This window comes from Bradyrhizobium forestalis (genome assembly GCF_002795245.1).
GTDB classification, from domain to species: domain Bacteria; phylum Pseudomonadota; class Alphaproteobacteria; order Rhizobiales; family Xanthobacteraceae; genus Bradyrhizobium; species Bradyrhizobium forestalis.
The window spans coordinates 1-580 of record NZ_PGVG01000132.1; the positions used below are offsets into that span (position 1 = coordinate 1).

A 580-nucleotide genomic window follows, 5' to 3' on the forward strand; every position below is an offset into this window, starting at 1 on the left:
AGCGGGACCAATATCGTGCGCGGCTGAACTGCGCATGATCGCAAAATTGCCGTTGCAGAACATGATCACTGCGGCGGCCATGGGCGCGCTGCTGTTCGCTTGCGCCGGAACGATGCACTGGCTCTCGGCCTGACTGTTCCCGCGCCACTTCCGTCCGCCCCGTTCCTCCCGGCACCTCGCTCAGCGCCCGCCAGGGCTGCGAGAGCGTCTTCAAGTGTGATCCGGCTCATCAAATTTCCACATCCGGCGTGCTCATCTGTGAGGCCGAACGAGCCCATCCATCCGTTCATGGACACGCCTATGGAACTGAATGAAAAGCTGCTCTCGCTGGTGACGGACATCTACGATGCAGCGCTCGACGATACCCGATGGACGGCGACACTTGGCAGCATCGTCGACCTGGCGGGCGGCCAGAGTGGCGGTCTGGGCTGGATCGGGGGAGCCGGCGAGGCCGGGGTCTCGTATGCCGGCTTCTGCTTGAAAAAAAAAAAATAGAGCGGAGCATACATCGTGGTCTGTTCCAGGGGCTCGGGTAGGCGGGTGCTCTTGTACGTCGTCCCTAGTGCGGAGAAGGACGGGG

At 62.1% G+C, this 580-nt stretch carries 1 protein-coding gene; it reads left to right on the forward strand.

Going from position 1 to position 580, the window contains the following annotated elements:
• Positions 1-300 precede the first annotated feature (300 nt).
• Positions 301-495, forward strand: coding sequence for a hypothetical protein (locus CVM73_RS38815; protein ID WP_245452562.1), 195 nt, complete (start codon positions 301-303; stop codon positions 493-495).
• Positions 496-580 lie beyond the last annotated feature (85 nt).

Coding starts and splice junctions, on each gene's coding strand:
- CVM73_RS38815 (WP_245452562.1), top strand. CDS start 301: ATGGAACTGAATGAAAAGCTGCTCTCGCTGGTGACGGACATCTACGAT.